Source organism: Streptomyces sp. NPDC058964 (genome assembly GCF_042741275.1).
Taxonomy (GTDB): Bacteria; Actinomycetota; Actinomycetes; order Streptomycetales; family Streptomycetaceae; genus Streptomyces.
In genome coordinates, this window is the sequence record NZ_JBHYKH010000025.1 from 1 (window position 1) to 21350 (window position 21350).

Annotated in this window: 13 protein-coding genes; 4 read left to right on the top strand and 9 right to left on the bottom strand. The window is 65.4% G+C overall.

The annotated features are described in order from the left end of the window. The first annotated feature begins 534 nt into the window (after positions 1-534). Positions 535-1302 carry a GntR family transcriptional regulator gene (locus tag ACFW2E_RS05375; protein ID WP_384461722.1) on the top strand — a complete coding sequence of 256 codons (768 nt, stop codon included), beginning with the start codon at positions 535-537 and terminating at the stop codon, positions 1300-1302. Further along, a complete protein-coding gene (locus ACFW2E_RS05380; RefSeq protein WP_384461726.1) occupies positions 1299-1868 on the top strand; it encodes a GNAT family N-acetyltransferase in 570 nt (189 codons plus the stop codon). The genes ACFW2E_RS05375 and ACFW2E_RS05380 overlap by 4 nt, the downstream gene beginning before the upstream one ends. Positions 1869-2087: 219 nt before the next feature. Here ACFW2E_RS05380 and ACFW2E_RS05385 read toward each other — a convergent pair whose 3' ends face one another. The 3 genes from ACFW2E_RS05385 to ACFW2E_RS05395 all read right to left on the bottom strand — a co-directional run bounded on the left by ACFW2E_RS05385 (position 2088) and on the right by ACFW2E_RS05395 (position 8246). After that, positions 2088-5219, bottom strand: a complete 3132-nt coding sequence (locus ACFW2E_RS05385) for a DEAD/DEAH box helicase (protein ID WP_384461729.1) — start codon at positions 5217-5219, stop codon at positions 2088-2090. Beyond that, positions 5216-6052, bottom strand: coding sequence for a hypothetical protein (locus ACFW2E_RS05390; RefSeq protein WP_384461731.1), 837 nt, complete (start codon positions 6050-6052; stop codon positions 5216-5218). The genes ACFW2E_RS05385 and ACFW2E_RS05390 overlap by 4 nt, the downstream gene beginning before the upstream one ends. A gap of 523 nt (positions 6053-6575) precedes the next feature. Then, positions 6576-8246 carry an HNH endonuclease gene (locus tag ACFW2E_RS05395; protein WP_384461734.1) on the bottom strand — a complete coding sequence of 557 codons (1671 nt, stop codon included), beginning with the start codon at positions 8244-8246 and terminating at the stop codon, positions 6576-6578. Between the two features lie 629 nt (positions 8247-8875). On the opposite strand from ACFW2E_RS05395, the gene ACFW2E_RS05400 reads away from it, so the two are divergent. Both ACFW2E_RS05400 and ACFW2E_RS05405 read left to right on the top strand, forming a co-directional pair. Then, the gene (locus ACFW2E_RS05400; protein WP_384461737.1) at positions 8876-9556 is read left to right on the top strand and encodes a DUF488 family protein; all 681 of its coding nucleotides are present in this window, start codon (positions 8876-8878) and stop codon (positions 9554-9556) included. A gap of 120 nt (positions 9557-9676) precedes the next feature. Next, the gene (locus ACFW2E_RS05405) at positions 9677-10462 is read left to right on the top strand and encodes a hypothetical protein (RefSeq protein ID WP_384461805.1); all 786 of its coding nucleotides are present in this window, start codon (positions 9677-9679) and stop codon (positions 10460-10462) included. An 826-nt stretch (positions 10463-11288) separates the two neighbouring features. Here the strand turns inward: ACFW2E_RS05405 and ACFW2E_RS05410 are convergent. The 6 genes from ACFW2E_RS05410 to ACFW2E_RS05435 all read right to left on the bottom strand — a co-directional run bounded on the left by ACFW2E_RS05410 (position 11289) and on the right by ACFW2E_RS05435 (position 21345). Further along, positions 11289-12725, bottom strand: a complete 1437-nt coding sequence (locus tag ACFW2E_RS05410) for a DUF6177 family protein (RefSeq protein WP_384461740.1) — start codon at positions 12723-12725, stop codon at positions 11289-11291. Between the two features lie 257 nt (positions 12726-12982). Next, positions 12983-13399, bottom strand: a complete 417-nt coding sequence (locus tag ACFW2E_RS05415) for a hypothetical protein (RefSeq protein ID WP_384461743.1) — start codon at positions 13397-13399, stop codon at positions 12983-12985. A gap of 24 nt (positions 13400-13423) precedes the next feature. After that, positions 13424-15475 carry an EndoU domain-containing protein gene (locus ACFW2E_RS05420; protein WP_384461746.1) on the bottom strand — a complete coding sequence of 684 codons (2052 nt, stop codon included), beginning with the start codon at positions 15473-15475 and terminating at the stop codon, positions 13424-13426. A gap of 5 nt (positions 15476-15480) precedes the next feature. Continuing rightward, positions 15481-15882 (bottom strand): DUF6507 family protein, encoded by a 402-nt coding sequence (locus ACFW2E_RS05425; protein ID WP_384461749.1) that lies wholly within the window; start codon positions 15880-15882, stop codon positions 15481-15483. A 151-nt stretch (positions 15883-16033) separates the two neighbouring features. Next, positions 16034-20035 carry a type VII secretion protein EccCa gene (gene eccCa / locus ACFW2E_RS05430; protein ID WP_384461752.1) on the bottom strand — a complete coding sequence of 1334 codons (4002 nt, stop codon included), beginning with the start codon at positions 20033-20035 and terminating at the stop codon, positions 16034-16036. Continuing rightward, on the bottom strand, positions 20032-21345 hold the full coding sequence (locus ACFW2E_RS05435) for a type VII secretion protein (RefSeq protein WP_384461755.1): 1314 nt from the start codon (positions 21343-21345) through the stop codon (positions 20032-20034). The genes eccCa and ACFW2E_RS05435 overlap by 4 nt, the downstream gene beginning before the upstream one ends. Positions 21346-21350 lie beyond the last annotated feature (5 nt).

Sequence of the window (21350 nt, forward strand, 5' to 3'; positions counted from 1 at the left end):
CGAGCCTGCGGTTGTGCTGGGTGGCGGGGGTTGTACGCCCCCGGGGGGCGCCCCCCGCCCCGCAGCCGCGGGCCGGGGCCGCCCCCCCCCCCCCCCCGCGCCGTTGAAGTCGGAACATCCGGCTCCCCTCAACGCTGCTCGTACGAGACGAGCAGCGGAGGCAACCGGCCGCAGCGGATGAGCTGCGGAAAGGTCGTGTTGCGCCGTACCGCGTACGGGCCAGAACCCGTACGCGCCCGCCCACTTGCAGAGGCGAGGCGGGATTTCCTCAAGACCCATCGACCACCCGTGTGCAGGTGGCTGGGTCCGCACGCTGTTGAGTTCTCAAACAACTGGCGCTGCCCTCGTACTCACCCCTGCGGGCTTTCCTCCGGACGCTGTCAGTGCAAGCGGGCACACTCAATGGTGTTGCACCGCTTGCTCAGCTTGTTGGTACAAGCTGATGTGGTGATGCTGCACCCACGGACAGTGACTCGTCAAGAGGATTGGGCCTGCATGTACCAACAAGTTGCGCGAGTGCGTCATGATGAGGGCATGAGCAAGCAGCCGAAGTACCGACAAGTCGCGGACGTCCTGCGCCGCGAGATCGTCAACGGCACCTACGCGCCCGGCGCCCGGCTGCCCTCTGAGAACGACCTACAGCAGCGGTTCGACGCGTCGCGGAACACCGTCCGGAACGGCCTAAGCCTGCTGGTCAGCGAGGGTCTCATCTCGTCCAGTCAGGGACTCGGCTACGAGGTCAAGTCGCACGAGGTGTTCGAACTCAACGCGTCCCGCTTTGAGAACCTGACCTTCCCGCAGAACGGTGATGCCTACAACACGGACGTGACCAACGCCGGGCGACGGCCGCATCAGACCTTCCGTGTCGAGATGCTGCCGGCGCCGCGGGAGATCGCTGAGCGCCTGAAGGTCGAGCCCGGTACGAAGAGCGTATTGCGGTTTTGTCATCGCTATGTGGACGACGTCCCATGGTCCACCCAAGCGACCTACTATCCGTCGTGGCTGGTCGACGTGTCGCCGCGACTGGCTGAGCCAGGAGACATCGAAGAGGGAACGACGCGGTACCTAGCAGCTCAAGGCATTGAGCAGATTGGGTACTTCGACGAAATCGCCGCGCGGATGCCGACCCCGGAGGAGGCGCGGTTGCTGGAGATCGGAGCAGGCGTACCGGTGATGCTCTGGACGCGGACGGGCTACTCGGTAGACCGTCCGATCCGGTGCACCATCACTACTTTCCGGGGCGACTTGAACCGGATGAACTACGAGATCGGCGATCTTGTCGCGCGGAACGAGAACACGTGATCATCAGTCTTGCTGAGCCCCATGACGTAGCCAAGCTGCTGGAATTCCGTGAGGAGGCTGCAGCTTGGCTACGTGAACTTGGCTCGGACCAGTGGAGTCGGCCGTACCCCGCTGACAAACTGCTCGCCACGATCGAAACCAGCACCGTCTTCATGCTTCGCGACGGCCACACAACTGCCGGCACCATCACGCTCACCCCGGACGCCGAGGATGGCCTTTGGACTGACGCCGAACTGGCCGAACCGTCGATGTTCGTCAACAAGCTCACTGTCGCTCGCGAGTACGCCGGGCAGAACCTTGGCGGCCGACTGCTCGATTGGGCGGGTGACAGAGCACAGCGTGCGGGGGCCCGATGGGTGCGGCTGGACGCGTGGACAACGAATGACGCGCTCCAGCGCTACTACCTCCGGCAGGGCTTCACGCACGTTCGTACGGTCCGGGAAGGTACGGCGGTCAACGGTGGGCCACGGGTTTCCGGGTGGCTCGCGCAACGACCGGCGCGGCTGGCAGATCACGGATTCGAAGACCGGACGCCGGAACCGGCCAGGCTCCCCTCTGCCGCCTAAGTGGCCCGGCTCCCTTCCGCGGCTAATCCTGCAGCCGCGGAAGGGGGCACGCGGCCTAACAGATCCAGTGCTCGCGCCCTACTGCCCGGCGGGCACGCCGCCCCATCAACGGTCTGACCTCCCCGCCGACCAACAGGGCTGGTGCCGTGGCCACCACACGACCCATCGTGATCTATCCGCCCGCTTCGCGTCCGTGGAGGGATCGGCCTGATCTTCCCGTCACTGCGTCTGGTTTTGCTCGCCCACAAGGGCACTCCAGAGCATCTTGCACTGCTCACCGCTGAGGCGCGTGTTTGCGGGGAGGGACGAGGCCCACTCCTCTGTAGATCGAGCAGCGATCCATTGCCTCAGCTCAGCGAAGTTCTCCCGACCGCCACTGCCAGCGCTCCATCGTGCACCCAGCGCGGTTGCGGCCGCGCGAGGTACGCCCCCCATACGCATGGCGACAGCTCCGGTGGACGGCACTCCGTAGAACACCATTGCCCCCGCATTCGTCGTCACAGATTCGCGGTCCTGCCGGCCCGTCGAAGTGAGCTTCTGCAGGGCGCCCATGCCCCATGGCACCTGTGCGACCAATTTTCCGTGAACGTAGCGGCTTGCTTCTTTCAGGCGCTTCAATGGAGTGTCATGGTCTCCAAACCGGAACCATCTCTCTCCAATGTCGGAGAGAGACTTTCCGTTCACCCAGTCGATTGTGATTCCAGCAACTGTACTGGCATTGAATGGAGCCGACGCCTCATCGGACAAGCCAAGGTTCAATTCTGGAATACCGGAAATTACCTCAATCACATCGGTGAGATTTGAGGCATTGGAGCCGAATAGGTTATCGGCATCCCAGAAGCTTTCCGACCTGAATTGAGGATGATCAATGGATTGCGCAAATGCAAACCTTGCTGACGGCAGACTGAATCCCGTCCCATCAGCCAAGGCGAGGAACCCTCTGTCCACATCCTCCAGACCTGCCATAAAATTACGAGCGATAGAGATTAGCTGATCGGCGAGTTGGCGATCATTTTCTCTAGTCTGGTGGTAGACAAGACTAGAACGCAAAAGTTCTTCAATATCACGTGTCGACTCTTCAGCTCCAGCCACTCGCGCAGCGTGTGCCAGGTACTGCAGGAAGACGGCCAGTGCCGAGTTTTGTCGGACAAAGCTCAAGTCGAAACGATCCACTACGTTTGACAGCTCAGCGGTTGCCTGCATCAGGTAACTGCAAATATCAACCGCTTGATTTTGGAGAAAGTTTCGGACCTCGGATTTCTCAGCCTCTGATTGAGCCGGAAACACTACGAGGCCGAGCGAATCCTGCATTGCGCGACCCGCTCGACCCGCAATGTTCCAGAACTCAGAGTAACTTAGGGGCCTGGTTGGCTTACCGTATCCCTGCGATCGACTAATCGTCTCCAGAACTACGCTGCTAATCGGGAAATTTAGCCCTTGGGCGAGCGTGGTAGTGCCGCACACCACATCAACATCCCCACGTTCGATCAAAGACTCAATCAGGAATCGAAGATCATGTGACATGCCCGCATGGTGGTAGGCAACGCCTCTCCCTACCTGCTTTGAGAGTGGATTATCTTGGCCATACTCCAGATCAATATAGTTGACCACAGCTTGCGCGAACGGCGTGAGGTTTCTTGGTTCACGCAAGTCAGCGATATTGGCCGCCCGGGTCTCCGCAGTGCCACGGCCACGAGCGAGAACCAAGACAGATCCCCTGCTGGCCAACTCCACAGTTGCATAGGAAGTCGTCACAGACTTCGATTGATGGCTTACAGCATCGTCGGTCCTTAGTAGCTCAACTGTATGGCCCGCAGGCACATCCACATTGTCGGCGCTTTCCATTGTCGTGAGGCTAAGAACATGCGGTCCCCGACGAATCTTTCGCCAATGAGCACAGGTCACAACTCTCTCGCTCGGGCGCCAGTTGACCGAGATCGTGGCGTCAGCGCCATCGCCCAACCAGCGTCCAAGTTCTGCTGCGTTAGGCACGAACGGTGTCAGCATAAGGAAGCGTGTTTCGGGGCGCTCTCGCTTGAGAGTCCCAAGCAGCAACTCCATGCGCACACCTCGATCGCCGTCAGCCAGGTTGTGGGCCTCATCGACGACTACTAGAGAGAGATTGCGAACGGCTACATGACTTGCTTTAACAAGCAGATCGAGCTTTTCGGGCGTGCAAACAAGAATGTCAATCTTCTGTTGCAAGAGCTGGTCCTCAGTGGGATCCAGCTCGAATACAGGCGCAGCTGCCTCAACCACAAACCCTAGGGGTTGAAAGTCTCGCCTGAGTCGTTGCGTTATTTGGTTGACAAGTGCACGCGTGGGAACGATGTATGCCACGGTCGACCGACGGTTTAGAGCGTGGGCTTGAACAATGCTGAACTCAGCAAGAAGAGTTTTCCCTGCGGAGGTTGGCATCTCAACAACTACTGCGCGCCTCGCAGGATCTAGAAGGTGCTGATCGATCGCGCTTCTTTGACTGGGCCAGAGTTCGAGTGTGGGGCTTTTGTCGCGCGAAGCCAGTGCAGAGACAAAGTCGCGAAAGTCCTGCCCGAGCAAGCGCGTGTTCTTCCAAATGCTGGACGCTACGATCGCACGGCAAGCCCTAACCACAAGGACAGCAATTTCTTCGAAAGCATAGTCGGCGCGAATCTTGAAAAGGTCTTCGAGGTTTCTCTCATGCCGATCAATCTGCACTTCGGCGTCTACTGGATTTCCGCCGACTGTGTAACTGGAGGCGATTTCGACGATCTTGGCAAGATTGAACCTAGCAATTAATCTGACACCTGCAGAGGCAGTGTCCTGATTGCTTCGGAGATACCGCTCCTGCTCCCTCTGGTGATGCTCTCTCAGCTGAAGGATTGCCGTCCTCGAAGCGTCCAGGTCGTCCCAGTCCTGGCCCCTCCTCGCCAACAATAGGAAAGCGCGATATACGTCTAGTTCTACCGAATCATCAAAGGGGGTGGCTTCATCGATCAGCTCATCGCGCTCAGGAATACCTGTCTTCCTTAGAGCCAACATCACTTCCGGACGCCTGTTGGAAAGAATCCCATCGGCCGAGAGCAACACGAGGTGGCGCAGCTTCTCTCCGGGCTCTTGCGGTGTAGAAGGTCGCCGGCACAAGAAGGCATGCTCGAAAAGGATTGAACTGCCTTCGTCATCGTCCACAGTGGCGGCAAGTGTCTCCAGGGTGCCAGCCAGAGTATCTAGATCGAAGTCGGAGATATCCTCGGTGAGATCTAGAGTGTGTGAAGGCGCCAGGGTGCCCAGCAGGTACGAGACTTGTGACGCCCGCGACGCCGCATCAGCCCCTGTCGACTGCAGCAACTCGGCGACCTGTGACAGATTCATGCGACTTCCCTCGCGCGCGCATAGACACGGTCAGCGAAGTCTTCGAGAGTTCCGGGAATGCGCAGAACCAAGAAACGCACCTGCGCAGGACTGTATTCCTCGGGCGCTTCCTTAAAACACCCGAAGTCGGTCTCCTTGTAGCGCTCCATTGGTCTCACTAGAACAGGTGCAGCGACTGGCGGTTCCGCGTTGGCCCTAGACAATAGGATTAGCGCCTTCGCGACATCGATGCGCATTTCGCTGCTGGTATGTTTATGCGCCCAATTAAGCTCCGCAATGAGAGTCTTGCGATCTTTAAGGCGCTTCTTGGTCTGAGCGTGCATGCTATCATCCCCCACGCCGACGACCCCCGGGGGGCTAGCGGCGTCAGAAGATGCCTTTACCTCAGAAATGACGGCACGAACCTCGGGGTGCATCACCAGGGCGAAGATGTCGATTCCACGAGTAGGCTGCCCTGAGACTTCCTTTTCTCTGATCCGAGAGGCCGGGATAATGACCTTGTGGATGCTACGCAAGGCGTCGTAGGCGAGGATTTCGGCAACCTCATTGCGCGGCGTCTGCAGGTGCAGCGTTTTCGCTTGCATATTCATCTGCGGAATAACCGAGGATGCGACTTCTTCCACAAGTGTGGATAACTCGCCTTCTGAAGCGACTAGTTCAAGGTCCGCAGAGGCCGCACGCAACGAGGACACAAGTGACTCCGGGTCGACGTACAGTTCGCAGACCAGACGCGCCACTTCGTCAACCAGCTCATCGTCGGCATGTACGTCATAGCACTCGTACGTATGCCCGTTGACGGTCACTTCACTGACGAGTTCATACCTCACCGACATGCGACAGTCGCCCCCTCTGCCCGCCCTCAACCGCAGTTGAGAGCCCCCTCCCCCTGCGCTGTGATCTGGAGATTACCCATCTACAGCCCTCGATGCCTAGATCGCGTCAGGCCCGTTGCTGCACTGCAACGGCCCCCGTCTCTATGCACGCTTCGCTCAACAAGGGATGAGCACCGCCTTTGGCGCCAGCAGCCGGTCCAGGGAGTCGGTAAGCCGCCGCCGTCAGACATGAGTCCCACGTTGACGCTGCCGGCTTCTCGGACGGTGTGAGCACGCCAGAGCTGCCGAGATGGGTGCGAGATGTGGTGGCTTGGACGAGAGTCCTGCTTCATGGCAGCCGACCACAGGTCGGTGTTTTCTGGGGCCGGGTAAGCCCTGAGTGGGCCAGTGGGGCAGATGCGGTGACGTTTCGCCGCGAATACGCTGGTCAGAGCGGGGTTGGATGTAGCTAGGGGCCAGTCTTGAAAGCCGTTCCTGCGACGTGCCGGCGCCTACTCCACGAGTAGGGGGCGGCACGCGTGAGTCAATCGAGCATCGCCTCATGGAGGCGTCGTGCTGTAGCGATCAGCAGGCGCCGGAGCTTCTCCTTGTTTTCGCCGTAGGTCTTGAGGGCGTGGCAGTTGGGGCACAAGGCGATCATGTTCCAAGGGACATCGGGCCCATCCTTGGCGAGGTCTTTGACATGGTCGACCTGCAAGATTGGCAGGCCCGCTGTGGTCAGCTCGGTGGGATGGCCTGCGCATTGAGGGTTTTCGCACCTTCCGCGGCAGCGCCTGATCACGGCAGCTCGCGCACTGGGGTCGCGGACGTACTTGTCGGCCAGTGTTGGCTTCTTCAATCCGCCGCGCCGCTCGGCGTTCGCCTCGGCCTTCTGCGCCAGACGCCGATACGCATCTTCGTCGCTCTCCTCGACCCCGGCGGCTTCCAGGTCGAGGTCGCTGGGACGGTAGTCCCCAGTGTCGTCGTGGAGCTCCCCTGTATCCACGTCCAGCGCTTCGAGTACTTCGGCGGGCCAGGTCTCCCGCTCCGGGGAGGGAACAGGCGCCAACACCCAAAGGAACTCGCGACGGGGCAGTTTGTCCTCTCCCACACCCCACCGCAGTCGGCGTTGCACGATCACGACCCACGTTTCGAAGCTGAACTGTCCCTGGAACGGCTTGTGCCAGTAGCGCAGCGGGCGTCCGGCTGCCTGATGTTCGGCCATGAGCTCGTTGCCGGCAGTGAGCTTCTGGTCGCCAGATAGACCATCGCCCACGTAGGCGATCCAGTTGGTGTCCGGGATACGCCCGTCGGCGTAAGGTCCCTTGTCGTCAGAGAAGACACTCAGGATGCCGTCGGCAAGGCAGCCGATCCCTCCCATCTTCTCACCGCCGTAGGCCCGCCAAATGGCGTCCCGATCCTTGAACGTTTCCCCAAGCAGAGGGCGCAGAGCATCCGGCCATCGGCCGGCGAGCAACTCGTGAAGGCCGAAGTCTTCCAACAAGCCCGCTGGAAGGGGATGGAAGTAGCGCAGGATCAGCCCCGCAGCCGCGGATGCCGCAGCAGTCGGGTGCGAGCCGAGCAGGTTGTAGTCATCCTCGCGCAGACCGCCAAGAGGATTGACCTCGTTCAGGGACTCCAAGGTGGGTCGCCGCCCCCGACTGGTCGGGGTGAGTTCCTGCCCCTGCTCGATGGTCCACAGCTCATCGTGAACGAGCACCCAGAACGGGTAACGGGCCCCGTCCACACCGTCTTTCACCTGCCCGTATTTCACCAGCAGAGGTGCAACAGCGTCACGCGTGGCCGCCCATGTCTGCATGCGGGGTGCTCCGGCCAAAGCCTGGCCGATTGCCCACAGCAGGAGAACGGGACGGTGCAGGGCTGGCCCCTTCGCACGTCGAGCTGGCCGGACGTCTCCCACGCGCCGGTGAAAGGTCTTGGGGGGCTCCACCACGGTGAAGCCCTCCCGCTTCAGCCATGCCACCGCGTGCTTGAGGCCACCGCTGAACTGTGACGGCTTGAGCGCTGTCCCGAAGTCGTACCGGTGAGCAACGCCGGCTATCGCCTTCGAGTCGTACAGGTTCCCCTCATGCTCCAGGAGATAGGTAACCGCGGCACGGTAGCCGTAGACGTCCCGGAACACCTCCGGGCCGATCCGGTCGTGCTCCGCAATCGCCTGCAAGATGCCTGCACGAGTGATCTCAGAAGCTGCCATGCGTGACACCGTAGATCACGGCACTGACACTGGAGTCGACTCTGGCCCTCCAACTGGACAGGCACAGACGCCAAGTTGTTCGGGAGCTGCTCGCCAGGTTCGCCACCCCGAAACCCCCCGCTTGCGCTACCGGATGGGTCCGACACTGACTTCCCTTAGCGCGCCGCGGGCCAGATCACCTAGGTACTGAGCGGACTCGCCAGGGGGTCTACTGGTTCCATGGAGAAATCCTGGAGATGATCTTGAAGTCGGAGCCGAGGAGTGCCGACGGAGCCCGACGCACCCCGACACTCTGACCTGGACTTTTGGGATGGCCCCCCGGTCGGCGATCTTCCAGGGCCTAATTCGGGACGAAGAGGTCGTGGGTTCAAATCCCGCCACCCCGACGCCGTAGTACCAGGTCAGGGGCCTGATCCGCTTAGCGGGTCGGGCCCCTGACGGGTTTCTGGAGATCGTTTGGGAGAAATCTGGGAGAAGATCTTGGTCGGCTTCTCCCAGAGGGTGCCCGGTGAGGCCGCATGGGGTGCGGCAGCTGAGGGCACTCGGACCTGCGCGTTCGCGAATCCGGCCCGGCGACTGGCCGGGAACACCATGCCCGCCCGCCTCAACCGCCATTAGGATCACGACACATGGCAGGCCATCACTCAGCGCGTCCTCACGACCACGCTCGCGCGCTCGCCCAGCGAGTGCGGGCTCTGCGGGAAGCCTGTGGGTGGTCGCGGGAGCGGCTCGCCAAGGAAGCCTGCATCAACACCAGGACGCTGGCCCGCCTGGAGGGCGAGGGAACGATCCAGCCAGGCTTCTTCACCGTCGGCGCGGTCGCAGAGGCTCTTGAGGTCTCCCTGGATGATCTGTTCCGGGAGACCCACGTCACGCCCGGCCTGTGGTCCGCCGGTTACGAAGGGCGGGACATCGACTCGTTCGTCGCCTCGCTCCTCGACAGCCGTATCGATGTGGTGGCGGACGTCCGGCTGACGCCGATCAGCCGCAAGAAGGGCTTCAGTAAGACCCGCCTCGGGGAGGCGCTGGGCGAGGCCGGCATCGAGTACACCCACCTGCGTGGCCTGGGGAATCCCAAGGAGAACCGGGCGCCGTTCTGGGACGGCCGCCTGGACGTGGGCCGGGCCCGCTTCCGTGATGTGCTGCGGTCCGAGGAGGCACAGGCCGATCTCGACCGTCTGGCAGAGCACGCCCAGCAGTCCCGGGTCGCGGTGCTGTGCTTCGAGAAGGACGAGACCCGCTGCCACCGGCAGGTCGTCCTGGAGACGGTCCGCGAGCGGGCCGCTGTGCCCGTGATCCCCCTGGCCTGACTTCACCCCTCGCCCCTGCACGCGCCCTTGCCAGTGGCGCATGCCTCTCCTCCAATCGGATCGGGGAGATCTGTGGAGGGGGCAACCATGGGATCGGGGAATCGGCAGCGCGCGACGATCATGATCACGGTCAAGACGTATCCGGAGCTGTCCAACAAGTACCGCGAGACCAGCTGCGTGGCAGGCATACGGCTGGACCAAGGCACACCACAGCACGTACGACTCTTCCCGGTGCCGTTTCGGCTCCTCGCGGAGGGGGCCCAGTTCTCCAAGTACTCGATCATCGAGGTAGACGTCGAGCCGCACGGTAGGCGGGATTCGCGGCCCGAGAGCCTGCGGCCAGACCTCGACACCCTCAAGATCGTGGGCGAGGTGCCGGCGGACGGCGACTGGAAGCAGCGGTACAAGTACGTCGAGCCGCTCGTCTCGCCGTCCCTGTGCGCGATCAAGGGGGACCAGGAGGAGCACGGGACCTCACTCGGCGTGTTCCGGCCCACGGAGGTCAGCTTCCGGCTGACAGCGGCAGAGCCCTGGCCTGAGTCCAAGGCCGCGCTGGCCGACCAACTCGACCTCTTCGAACAGGACCTGGCCCGGCTTGAATGGGTACCTCTAGAATTCCGCTACAAGTTCCGCTGCGCGGACGACGACTGCCCCACGCACGACATGGCGCTGAAGGACTGGGAGGCCGGCGCGTCGTACCGCAAGTTCCTGCGCAAGTACGGCGAACACGCCCTGCAGGACAAGCTGCGGGAACGCTGGTACGAGTCGATGTTCACTCTCGACCGCGCCGTCCACTTCTTCGTCGGCAACATCGCGGCCCACCCCAAGACCTTCATGCTGCTGGGCCTGTTCCGCCCGAAGTCGAGTGTGGTCCGGTACGTCCAGGACAGCCTGTTCGGTGACTAACACACGGAGCCAATGTCGTCAGGACTCCATCTCGCCGGCCGCCTAGACGCGGCTGGACACGCCTGGCTGGTCAGATTTTCTTCCCCTAACGGGCTGAACTTTTGTTGATCGCCGCCGAGTTGATCATTGCCAGGCCGTATCTTCGACGTAGCGATGTGAACCAACGGTCGCCGCACCACTCAGGGCATCAGCGTCAAAGTCCGCAGCGATGTGCTGCACGAACGGATGCTCCGGAGGGATGTGCATGAGCGTCGGGAAACGCCGCAGAGAAAAGGGCTCAGCCAAGGCTGTACAGGCGTTCCTGTTGGGGCTGCTCGGCCGCGTCATTGGCGCTGCCATCAGCTCCTGGTGGAACAACCAGCACAACCTGTAGCTGAGCCACGGATACACCAAACTGGCCGTTAGGGCGGCCAGTCGGCCCGTCCTAACGGATGAGCCACCGTGGGGTCGCGCCTTGCCGGGCGCGGCCCCACACACGTCGGTTGTGCTTCAAGTTGAAGCACAACTTGAAGCACAACTTGTTTCTTAAGACTCTACAAGGCCCGGTGCCTGGCGTCAGGTTTTACGCGTTGGAGCACTCGATTGAGCTGCCTGCCGTAGTCAGGTGGCGTGCATGGGGGGGCAGCTGCACCAAGGCGGCGCAGGTACGGCGACGACCGGCTCGTCCTCATCCAACCGTCGCAAAGTCCATGCCAGCAAAAGCGGGTCCGGGCCGGCGACCGGCGACCCTTCAGTTCGGTCGCGCGCCGTCACGCCCTCGTGGCTCGCAGCTCATATCGCACGCAGCCGAGGCGGGCCGCTGCTGGGGGCGATGCGGCGGCGACTGTTAGGACGGTCGGGCATCTGGCCCGCTCCCGCCTTTCAGATGTTCGTTGATGTGTCGCAGGCGTTGCCAGGCGGCGGGGTCGGTGCCGTCGCCGAGCGGGTAGTGCAGGGCGGGGCGACCGGCCGGGCCGAGTTGGGTCGGGATGCAGTCCGGCAGAGCGTTGCGGGCATGGCTGATGCCGAGGTCGGCCACGGCGTCCGGGCCGAGAGTGAGAGCGACCGGGATCGACGGCGGTTCGTAGTGGGCCGGAGTGGTCAGGTCTGCGCGCGCCGCGCGGAGTTCACTGATCATGGTGGCGAGGTTGTGCCTGGCCGCAAGGGATTCGGCGAGCTGGGGCAGCAGCTCGATCGGTGCTCGGTCGTCGGCGGCGTAGCCGAGAGCCAGGGTGATGTGCTCCTCTACGCCCTCTTGCGTGTGAGCGATGCGCAAGGTGGCGATCGCAGGGCGGTCGGCGGTGCCTACGGCGACAGCCCAGGTGGGCTGGGCTTGTCGGGCGCGGCTGCGGGCCAGGTCGGTCAGTTGCCCTGGCGACCAAGGGACGTTGACGGGCTCGGCGGTGGCCCATCCGGCCGGCGGCAGTCCGGTGAGGGTCTGCCAGGCGTCCTCCAGAGCGCCACCGAGTATCAGGTGCTCCTGGGCGGGATGGATGGTGCGGATGGACAGCAGCAACTGCCGTTCACCGCCCTTGCCAAGCGGGGGTTGGAAGGCGTCCGCGATCTGGAGGCCGTTGTCAGTCGCCGGGGTGAAACGTCCGTCGTGCCAGCGCAGTACGGCTCCGGAGAGGCCGTCGTAGTAGCCGTTCTCGGGGTGGCGTACGACCCAGCGTGCGGGCATGCGCTCCAGCACGGTGCGGGTGGGCAGGCTCAGCCGGGTATTGGGGGACGTGACGAGATACAGCTCCCGTCGGCTCTGAGCCACCGTTCGCACCGCCTCGGTCAGCCATGTCGTGGCGGCAACGACCGGGCGGTCGTAGATGACGATGACGCTCTTGTCAGTCAGCACATCCGCATCGGTCAGTACGTCCACATCAGCGGGCGGAACCGTCACCTCACCCGTGGTGGGGACGGTCACGACGTCGGTATGGGCGGCTTCAGGCGGCCATGTGGTGCCGCCGAGCAGCGTTGTCAGCCGTCCTGCGACCGAGCCGGCGAGCAGCCTGGCTTCTGCGATGGCGGTGGACGCCCGCACCTCGGTCCACCACACCGGTCCCTCTGTTTGAACGCCAGGTCCCAGCAGCCGCTCCGTCTCGTTCGGCACTTGCAGGTAGCGGGGGGCCTCCACGGAGACCAGGAGCTTTCCGGCGTCCGTGCACAACTGGGCGACGGCTCCTCCACCTGCCCGGTTCACGCGGAGGTCCGGGCCGCCGGCGTGCAGTGCGGCCAGCAGAGTCTTGATGTCCGGCATCTGCGGGGTGAGGGCGATGACGTCCTGGGGCATGTGCTGCTTTCTGAAGCGTGGCCCTGCCGGACCGCGGGTGCTGCCTCGATCAAGTGACGGGCGGTGTTCTCGGCGATCGGAGCTTGTCTGCCAGATCGGGGCCGACCGTCGTCATAGTGCACATACCACTTCCTCGAACATTGGCGGCGCCGATCAGTCCGGGGCGGCCGGATCATTCATCAACGCTATGAGCCCGGGCACACACTCCTGATACCTGGGGTTGCCGAAGGCGTCCCCAGGATCCTTTGGAGGGTGAATCACACCGTGACGTCTCGAAGCCCCGCGAGCGGGTCCCGCCCGTTCTCTTTTACGTACTCGTTCCAGTAGGACACGACATCTTCGGGGTGCACCAGGAGGTAGTAGTCCCAGAAGTCGATCAGGACCGCCAATGCCTTGTCCAGCGGGAATTCACCCTGAACGTGCTCCAAGAAGTGGTTTTCGATCGCGACGCCCTGGGGGCTGATGGTGGCGGTGTGGGCGTTTCCATCCAGGTCTTCCGGGGTGAATCCGGGGTCTGACTGCGCCAGCCTCACCAGGTCGATCGCTTCCAGAATGGCAAGCGGGGAGAGCTGGATGTCGGAGGTCACCCAGTGCCCTAGAACCTTGAGCTCCGCAGGACCGTCGAAGCGCGGTGCCCCGAATTCGTCCTGGGCATAGTACTGAGTGCGGATCACTTACTGATCTCCTTCTGCTGCTTGCTAAGGCATGATCGGGTAGACGGTCTTCGCGTCACCCGTGACGGGGTCGAAATAGCCTTCAAAGGTGATCCCCTTGTATTCGCCTCGCCACATGTGAAGTTCGGGATCGACCACCTGGCTGTTCTCGAACGCCTTGACCATCGCCCGCCGAACCTCGTGCTCCGTCCACGTCGGCGGGAAGAAGGTCGTCTTGGCCCGCTTCATCACCCAGGTGCCGGTACGCGGATCACGCATCCACACGTTGCCCTGCGTCAGCCCCGTTTTGTGATCAATCTTCAGGATCTTCGGGACCTTTATGCCGCGGGGATCACGACCGCCTGGACGAAAATGGTATCCGACGACCCTGGGCTGGCCGTCCTTGCCGTACTTCAGCTCTCCCTTGAGCACGTGCTCGAAGGTGTGCTCGGGGATGTGACCGCTCGGCTGGGGGGCGGGCGGCTGCGGTCCGTGCTGACCGTGGTGGAGACCTCCACCGCCGCCGTGCCCCGTTCCAGAGCCAGCGGGACCGTGGTAACCGCCGTGGCCCCCGGACCCGTGGCCGGACCCATGACCGCCGCCGCTCGCACCGTGGTGAGTGGTGGGTGCCGTTCCTGTCCCCGAACCGCTGTGACCCGCGTGGCCGGGCTGGTGGGAGGCGGTGGGTGCGCCGTGTCCGGCTTCGCCTCCTGCGTGAGCGGCGCCATGGGACGACCCGGGCAGGGCTCCGTGGCCACTCGCGTGGGAGGTGGCTTCGGGCGCGCGGCCTCCGACGCCAACAGGTTCTCGATCACCTGGCCCAGCGGGAGACACGCGGTCAGCCGCGGCAGGCTCGTGCGTGACCGGGCTGGTGTCGGGCGTGCCGTCCGGTTTGAGGGCGATGAAGTTGCCGTCCTTGTCGACCCTGTAGCGGTTGCTGAGGTCGTCCAGGGCGCCGTCGGGGAACCTCGTCTTCGGCAGCCGTAGGTGTTCGCTGACGTTGGTCAGTACCTCGGAGACCTTCGGCAGATCAGACAGGGCTCTCGCCGCCCTCGCGGCGCCGGAGACTGGATCCAGGGCGTCTCCGATCTTTGCGACCGTGCCGGCGGCTTCCACGAATCTGCCTGTCTTGCCCAGCCTGGCGAGCGCCCCACCACCGCCCGCGAATACGGTGAGGATGTTGAAGCTGGTGACGGCGTGGGCCCGAGCCGGGTCCTTGTGCCACTCGTCGTAGGCGATGAACTGCTTGCCGAACTCCTTGGCGTACGCCTTGCTGTCGCGCTGCCAGTCCGAGAGGTGGTCGCCCTCGCCGACCGCGTCCATGCCGTAGGCGTAGGCGCCGACGACGGTGCGTTTGAGGCCGTCCCAGGTCTGGTGCTGTGCGTCGGAGCCGTTGATGCCCAGGATGTTGTCCTCGAAGGTGCCCAGGCCGACGAAGCCGCCCCAGAGGCTGTCCTTGACGATGCCGTCCCAGGCCCAGCTCTTGATGCCGTGGCCCCACCAGTCCATGCTCCAGCGGTCGTAGGTACGGGCAACGGGTGAGCCCCACGGCAGGTCGGGCATGGACTCGAGCTTGTCGACGCTGATGCCGTACGTGCCGCCCTCGTCGCCGACGGGACGGCAGAGCGCCGGGCTGATGGCGCCGATCTTGACCGCTGCGTTGTGCTCCGCCTTCTGAAAGCCCACGACGGCTTCCGCCACGCCGTGCATGAGGGCGTTGTGCTCGTCGACCTTATGCTGGTCCTTGGTCCAGCCGTCGTCGCCTTCGACGCTGTCGACGAAGGCGATCGCCTTCTCTTTCAGATGCTTCAAGCGGTCCGCGTACGGCTTCGCTTCGCCGACGAACGTGTCCAGGGCGTCGGCGAGGGACTCGATGTGGCCGGCGAATTCGTCCGCCGTGTCCATCACCGGCTGGGTGGAGGAGAGGAGCTGGTCCGCTTCCGGCGCCTTGTAGAACGCGGCCGTCGCCTGGAAGCGTGAGTGGACGTCCTGGCCGGCGTTGCGGATGCCGATCGCGTGTTTGCGCAGCGCGGTGACTGCTTTGGACAAGGTGCCGAAGTCGCCGGTGTACTGGGGTATCCCACCCGGCTCGATCATGTCCACTATGCCCCGCCCCCGTGGTGCTTCGTCTTCTCGCCCACGGCCTGAAGCTCGGCCGGGGTGGGCGCCTTGGCCGCCTCACGCTGGGCCCGGGCGGCCATCGCCAGGTCACCATCGATGTAGGCACTGGTCGCCTTGACCGTCCCGTCCATCGTCTTCTTGATACGGGCCGCCATGAACTTGACCGAGTCCTCGGTATCGGACACGAAGTTCGCGACCGCAGCACCCACCGGCCCCACCGGCGGACCACCGCAGTACGGGCCGCTGATCGTGCCCGCGGACTGCGCCGCGTCCTGGACGCTCGTACCGTAGCCCTTGATGTCCTTGCTCAGGTCGTCGGCCGCAAGCCCCACCAACGACAGAATGGACTCCACCCCGCTGGGACTGATGTCCCACCCCGTCACGTCAACCCCCGCTGTGTCACCTGCAGATACGTTCCATCAGCGCTGCTCAGCATCGCACGCGCCACTGACAACAGGACATTCATCCCTATCAGATCGCTTGTCGCAGCAGCCACACACTTCTAGCCAAAGGCACGGCGAACCGATCAACTGCTCATGTAGGGGCCTGTGTTGGCTCGGTTTCGGGTGCGAGAGCGGTCTGGATCAGCTGGTGGCGGCGGCCGCGGCGGACCAGCGTGCCGCGGCCGGGCGGCTGGGCGGAGGCGTACAGACCGGGGAAGAACTGACCTTCGGTGCGATCGCCCGTCATCACCAGTGCCGTGGCCCCGGTTTCGCGCAGTGCCGTCAGGAACGGCTCGTACAGGCCCCGCGAGGCTCCGGCGACCCGGCGGGCGACGACGAAGTGCAGGCCGATGTCCCTGGCCGAGGAGATGTACGGCAGGAACGGGGAGAGGGGCTGCTGCCCGGCCGCGGTGAGGATGTCGTAGTCGTCGACGAGGATCACGATCCGCGGCCCGGTGAACGACGGCTCATCGGTCAGGGCATCGGGGTCGGGGGCCTCCGGCAGGCGTTTTGCCAGCTCGGTGACAATGCCGGTGGCAAGCGCCTGGGAGAGGGCGGCGTTGTGCGCGTAGCCACCGCGGTACGGCTCCGGGATCACTCCCCGCAGGCCGCGCCGCGGGTCGAACACACCGAAGACCAGCTCGTCCTTGTCGTAGCGGTCGATGAGGGAGCGGGAGACGAGCCTGAGCAGGTTCGTCTTGCCGCATTCGTTGTCGCCGAGGACCAGCAGGTGCTGGTCGGCGCCGAACAGGTCCAGGACGGTCGCGGAGAGAGTCTCCTGGTCGACACCGATCGGGATCGCACGCGGCTCCGCCACGGTGGCGGGCAGGCGATGCGCGGGCAGCCTGGTCGGCAGCACCCGCACGGGTGCGGCGGTCTCACCGTGCCAGGCGGCGCGCAGCGTGGCCGCTGCCTGCTCCAGGGCCGGGCCGAGGCCGTCCGTCGTGGCGTGCGCGTCGATGCGAGGGAGCGCGGTCTGGGCGAACAGTTTGCCGTCTGTCAGGGCCCGGCCGGGCGTGTCCGCCGAGAGGGTCTCGGAGAGCTTGCGGTCGACTGCGGAGTCGGCGGCGTCGTTCAGGCGCAGTTCGATGCGGCTGCCGAACAGCGACTGGGTGGCGATGCGCACGTCGTTCCAGCGCAGCATGGCCGCCACGACATGGATGCCGTAGCCGCTGCCGCGCTTGAGCAGGTCGGCCACATCGTCGTCCAGGTGGGCGAACTCGTCACGCAGGGCGCCGAATCCGTCGATGAGCAGGACGATGTCGGTGGAGCCGAGCTGGGGAAGTTCACCTCGTCCGCGCAAGGCCCGCAGCTGCTCGACCGAGTCGATGCCCCGTTCGCGGAAGATGTCCTCGCGCTCTTCGAGCATGGCGCGCACCTCGGCGACAGTGCGGGACGCGCGTTCGTGGTCGGCGCGGGTCGCGATGCCGCCGACGTGCGGCAGGTCCGCGAGGGCACTCAGTCCGCCGCCGGCCAGGTCCAGGCCATACACGGCGGCGTCGCGCGGGGTGTGGGTGAGGGCGATGGAGAGTGCCAGGGTGCGCAGCAGGGTCGTCTTGCCGGAGGCCGGGCCGCCGATGACGGCCGTGTGCCCGCCCGCGGTGTTCAGGTCATGTACCCATGGGCCCTGCCACTGCCGGGCGGGATCGTCGAGGACGCCCAGCGGCACCCGCATCGGGCCGTCGGGGTTGGTGAGCCGGAGGCCGTCGGCGGATGCCTGTACCGGGCCGGCGGCCGTGTCGAGGGTGACGGCTTCGGGCAGCGGCGGCAGCCAGATACGGCGCACAGGTTCGGCGATGTCGGTGAGTCGGCTGACCGCGACGCCCAGGACCGTCGGCCCGGTCGCGCGCTCACGCGGCGCCGGGGTGTCATCCGCCGTCGTGGGTATCTGTGCTGGTGCGTTGAACGCCGGGTACGGCCAGGCGAGCGGCTCGGCGTCGGTTGCGCTGTCGTGTACGACGGGGCCGCGGTAGGCACCGGAGACGAAGCCGGCCTTGAAGCGGGTGTAGGTGGAGGTGTCGACCTTCAGGTAGCCGAAGCCGGGCAGGGGCGGCAGGTGGAAGGCGTCGGTGGTCTCCAGGACCGTACGCGACTCGTCCGCGGAGAAGGTACGCAGACCCAGCCGGTACGACAGATACGTCTCCAGCCCTTTGAGCTTGCCGCCTTCGATGCGCTGACTGGACAGCAGCAGATGCACACCGATGGAGCGGCCGATGCGGCCGATCGACAGGAACAGGTCGATGAAGTCCGGTTTCGCGGTGAGGAGTTCACCGAATTCGTCGATGACGACGAAAAGATGTGGCAGCGGCTCGAGGTCGGGCCGGGCCGTGGCGCGCAAGGTGCGGTAGTGCCCGATGTCGGCGATGTTGCCCGCGTCCTTGAGGACCTGCTGACGGCGCTTGATCTCACCGGCCAGGGAGGTGTGCACGCGCTCGACGAGGCCGGCCTGGTTCTCCAGGTTCGTGATCACGCCCGCCACGTGCGGCAGGCCGGCGAACGGGGCGAACGTGGCACCGCCCTTGTAGTCCACGAGGACCATCGCCAGATCGTCCGGCCCGTGCGTCGTCACCAGCGCGAGCACGAGGGTGCGCAGCAGTTCGCTCTTGCCGGATCCGGTTGCGCCGACGCACAACCCGTGCGGGCCCATGCCGAGTTCGGCAGACTCCTTCAGGTCGAGCAGCACCGGCTGGTGCCGGTCGTCCAGGCCGATCGGCACCCGCAGAAAGTCCCGCTCTCCGCGCGGCGCCCACTGCCGGACCGGATCGAGCCCGGCCATGTCGTCGATGCCGAGCAGCTGCGGGAAGTCGACGGGGCCGGAGACGGGCGTGCCCTCTGCGGCGGACTCGGCGGACAGCCGCAGCGGCGCGAGAGCCCGGGCGAGGCCCTCGGCCTCGGGGAGCCCTGTGCGGTCGACGACCCCGTCCGTCCGTACGTCCTGCTCTCCGCGCAGATCCTCCACCGTGACCTCGTCGCCGTCGACGGTGATCCGTACGGAGACGTGATCGGGTTCGTGGACCTGTTCGGCGAGCAGGTGCAGGACCGTGACCCCCATGTCGTCCAGGGCGACGGCGGCGTCCGGGCGCGGTAGCTCTACGGCGTTTTCCCCGTACGCGTCGCTGAGGACCAGCAGCCGCTCGGTCAGGGCGAGCGCCTTCTTGTCGGACAGCCCGCGGCGCACTTCGGCCGCATACGAGGCGCGCCGCCCCAGATCCGTGCCGATCACCTGCGCCAGCTGGACCGGACCGGGAGCGATGCGCCGGGCGGCGACGGCCCCGTCCTGCTGCTGCGGGTCGAGGACGTGCGGGAGCCACTTGGTCCACTCCCACTCCTCGATACGGTCCCCGGGGGCGGCGAGCGCTATGGCGACGTCGTCCGGGGCGTGGGTCACGGCGGCCTGCACGAGCAGGGACCGGGCGACGCACAGGACGCCCGCGCGGTCGCCGACGATGCTGACGTTGCCGGCTCGGTCCAGCGGCACGGTCAGCGGGTGGTCCGACACCGTGCTGAAGCGGGCCCGCAGGGCGCGTGCCTCGTTCAGCATGAACGGGTCGGGCGGGGTGAGTACGCCTCCGACAGCCTGCTGGCCGATGGTCAGCTCCTGCACGGGCACGTCGCCGACACCGACGCGCACGTGAAGGAAGTCCGTGTCCGTGCGGCGCCGCTCCCACAGCCGCGCGGGATCACGCAGGACGTCATACAGGGCCGTGGGCGCGGGGTGGAGAACCCGGGCCACGCGGCGGCGCTCGCGCTCGGCTTCGCCCAACTCAGCCCGCAGTTCCTCCAGGTACTCCAGGTACCGCTCACGCTGAACGCGCCGCTGCCGCTGGGCCTTGCCGCGCTGTGACAGGAACAGGGCGACCGCGCCAAGCAGCGCGATGACGAGCACGACAGCGCCCAGGCCCGCGAACTGGCTGGAGCGGATCACCGTCATCATCACGACCGAACTCATGACGCCGGCCATCGGCAACAGCGCGGTTGCCGGGCTGCCGGTCTTGCCCTCCGGCAGGTTCGGCGGAGGCTCGATCGTACGGGCCGCCGGCGGGAGCAGCGGACGCGTCGAGCGGGCGGGACGATGGACCTGTTGCTGTGTCAACGCACCCGCACCGCCCTCTGCAGTGCCTCGGCGGCGAGCTGGGTGGCCGCTCGTCGGGTGGCCTCGCCGAGCCGGTCGGACATAATCGGTCCGCCACCGGCCAGGTGCCGGTCGTAGGGCAGATGCACGAGGGTGACTCCGGTTTCCCGCAGGTGGGCCGTGGCGGCCTTCAGGTCGAGGTTCGCGTCGGGAGTGTTCGAGGTGAGGGCCACGACGGTGGAGGCGAGCGCGGCATGCGGCAGCCCACCGAGCCAGTCCAGGACGATCCGGGTACCGCCCACCCCTTCGGCGGTGAGCGGGGCGACGACCACACGCGCGTGCGCGGTGTCCATCGCGGTTCTGGCCACCTCACCGGGCAACGTCTCGCAGTCCACGACCGTGACGGCGAAGTAACGACGCAGCGCGAGCGTCACGGTGCGGTAGGTCGCAACGTCCAGCGGGGCGCCCACCCGCCCCTGACTGGCGGGCAGCAGCCAGCCGCCGTCCGCTACCGGCACCAAGTAGCCAGTGATATCGGTCAGTTGCATCGAAGGAGTGAGGATCCGGGACAGCTCGACGCACGACCAGCGTACGGACTGAGCGCCCATGCGCACCGGCAGCGTGCCCAGGGCGGCGTCCGCCTCCAGAGCGAGCACGGGGTCGTGCCGGTAGTGGCTGAACGCCCGCGACAGCAGCGCGGCGGTCGTGGTCTTGCCCACGCCACCGCGGATCGACGTCACAGCGATCACCCGGCCCGTGGTCACCGGCTGCTGCACCATGCTGCCCAGCCGACTCTCCACGGCGACCTCCTGCGCAGCCGACGAGGTCAGCTTGCGCAGCGACCGGCCCGAACGCCGGACCAGCGAATCGCCGTGCTGGGGCGAACCGAGCGCTATAGCGAGGCGCGGGTCGAGCGTCGGCACGGGCTCGGGCGTCGCCATGGGCAGCCGGGCCTGGCGGGGCGGCCGTACGGCGGGGGAGGCGTTCGGTGGCGTCGCTGGGGTCTGCGGGACTGCCTCGACGCCGGGAGCGGGGGACCCGGTACCGGGATGGGCCTGGGCCGACGGCGCCGGCGGAACCTCGGGCGCGGGGCGCGGGGATGCTTGAGCCGGGGTCTGCGGAGCGGACCGCTCCTCGTCACCGCGCGAGACCTGCCCCGTGGTGTGGTGTTCGCGGGACGGCCGACCCGGGTTGGGACGCTCGTCGTCCGGATCGCGCACGGGCAAGGGCGGCCGGGCGGCACCGGGCGCAGGCTGCTCGCGCGCCTCGTCGGCCGAGCCCGCGGTCAGCTCACGCAGCACGTCGTCCTGCCAACGGCCGGAAGTCGTCATCACCG

What these genes read in the sequence shown, in the direction of transcription:
- ACFW2E_RS05400 (WP_384461737.1), top strand. Translation starts at nt 8,876, where the DNA reads ATGGCAGGCCATCACTCAGCGCGTCCTCACGACCACGCTCGCGCGCTC.
- ACFW2E_RS05420 (WP_384461746.1), bottom strand. Translation starts at nt 15,475, where the DNA reads ATGATCGAGCCGGGTGGGATACCCCAGTACACCGGCGACTTCGGCACC.
- ACFW2E_RS05410 (WP_384461740.1), bottom strand. Translation starts at nt 12,725, where the DNA reads ATGCCCCAGGACGTCATCGCCCTCACCCCGCAGATGCCGGACATCAAG.
- ACFW2E_RS05395 (WP_384461734.1), bottom strand. Translation starts at nt 8,246, where the DNA reads ATGGCAGCTTCTGAGATCACTCGTGCAGGCATCTTGCAGGCGATTGCG.
- ACFW2E_RS05375 (WP_384461722.1), top strand. Translation starts at nt 535, where the DNA reads ATGAGCAAGCAGCCGAAGTACCGACAAGTCGCGGACGTCCTGCGCCGC.
- ACFW2E_RS05385 (WP_384461729.1), bottom strand. Translation starts at nt 5,219, where the DNA reads ATGAATCTGTCACAGGTCGCCGAGTTGCTGCAGTCGACAGGGGCTGAT.
- ACFW2E_RS05435 (WP_384461755.1), bottom strand. Translation starts at nt 21,345, where the DNA reads ATGACGACTTCCGGCCGTTGGCAGGACGACGTGCTGCGTGAGCTGACC.
- ACFW2E_RS05405 (WP_384461805.1), top strand. Translation starts at nt 9,677, where the DNA reads ATGATCACGGTCAAGACGTATCCGGAGCTGTCCAACAAGTACCGCGAG.
- ACFW2E_RS05390 (WP_384461731.1), bottom strand. Translation starts at nt 6,052, where the DNA reads ATGTCGGTGAGGTATGAACTCGTCAGTGAAGTGACCGTCAACGGGCAT.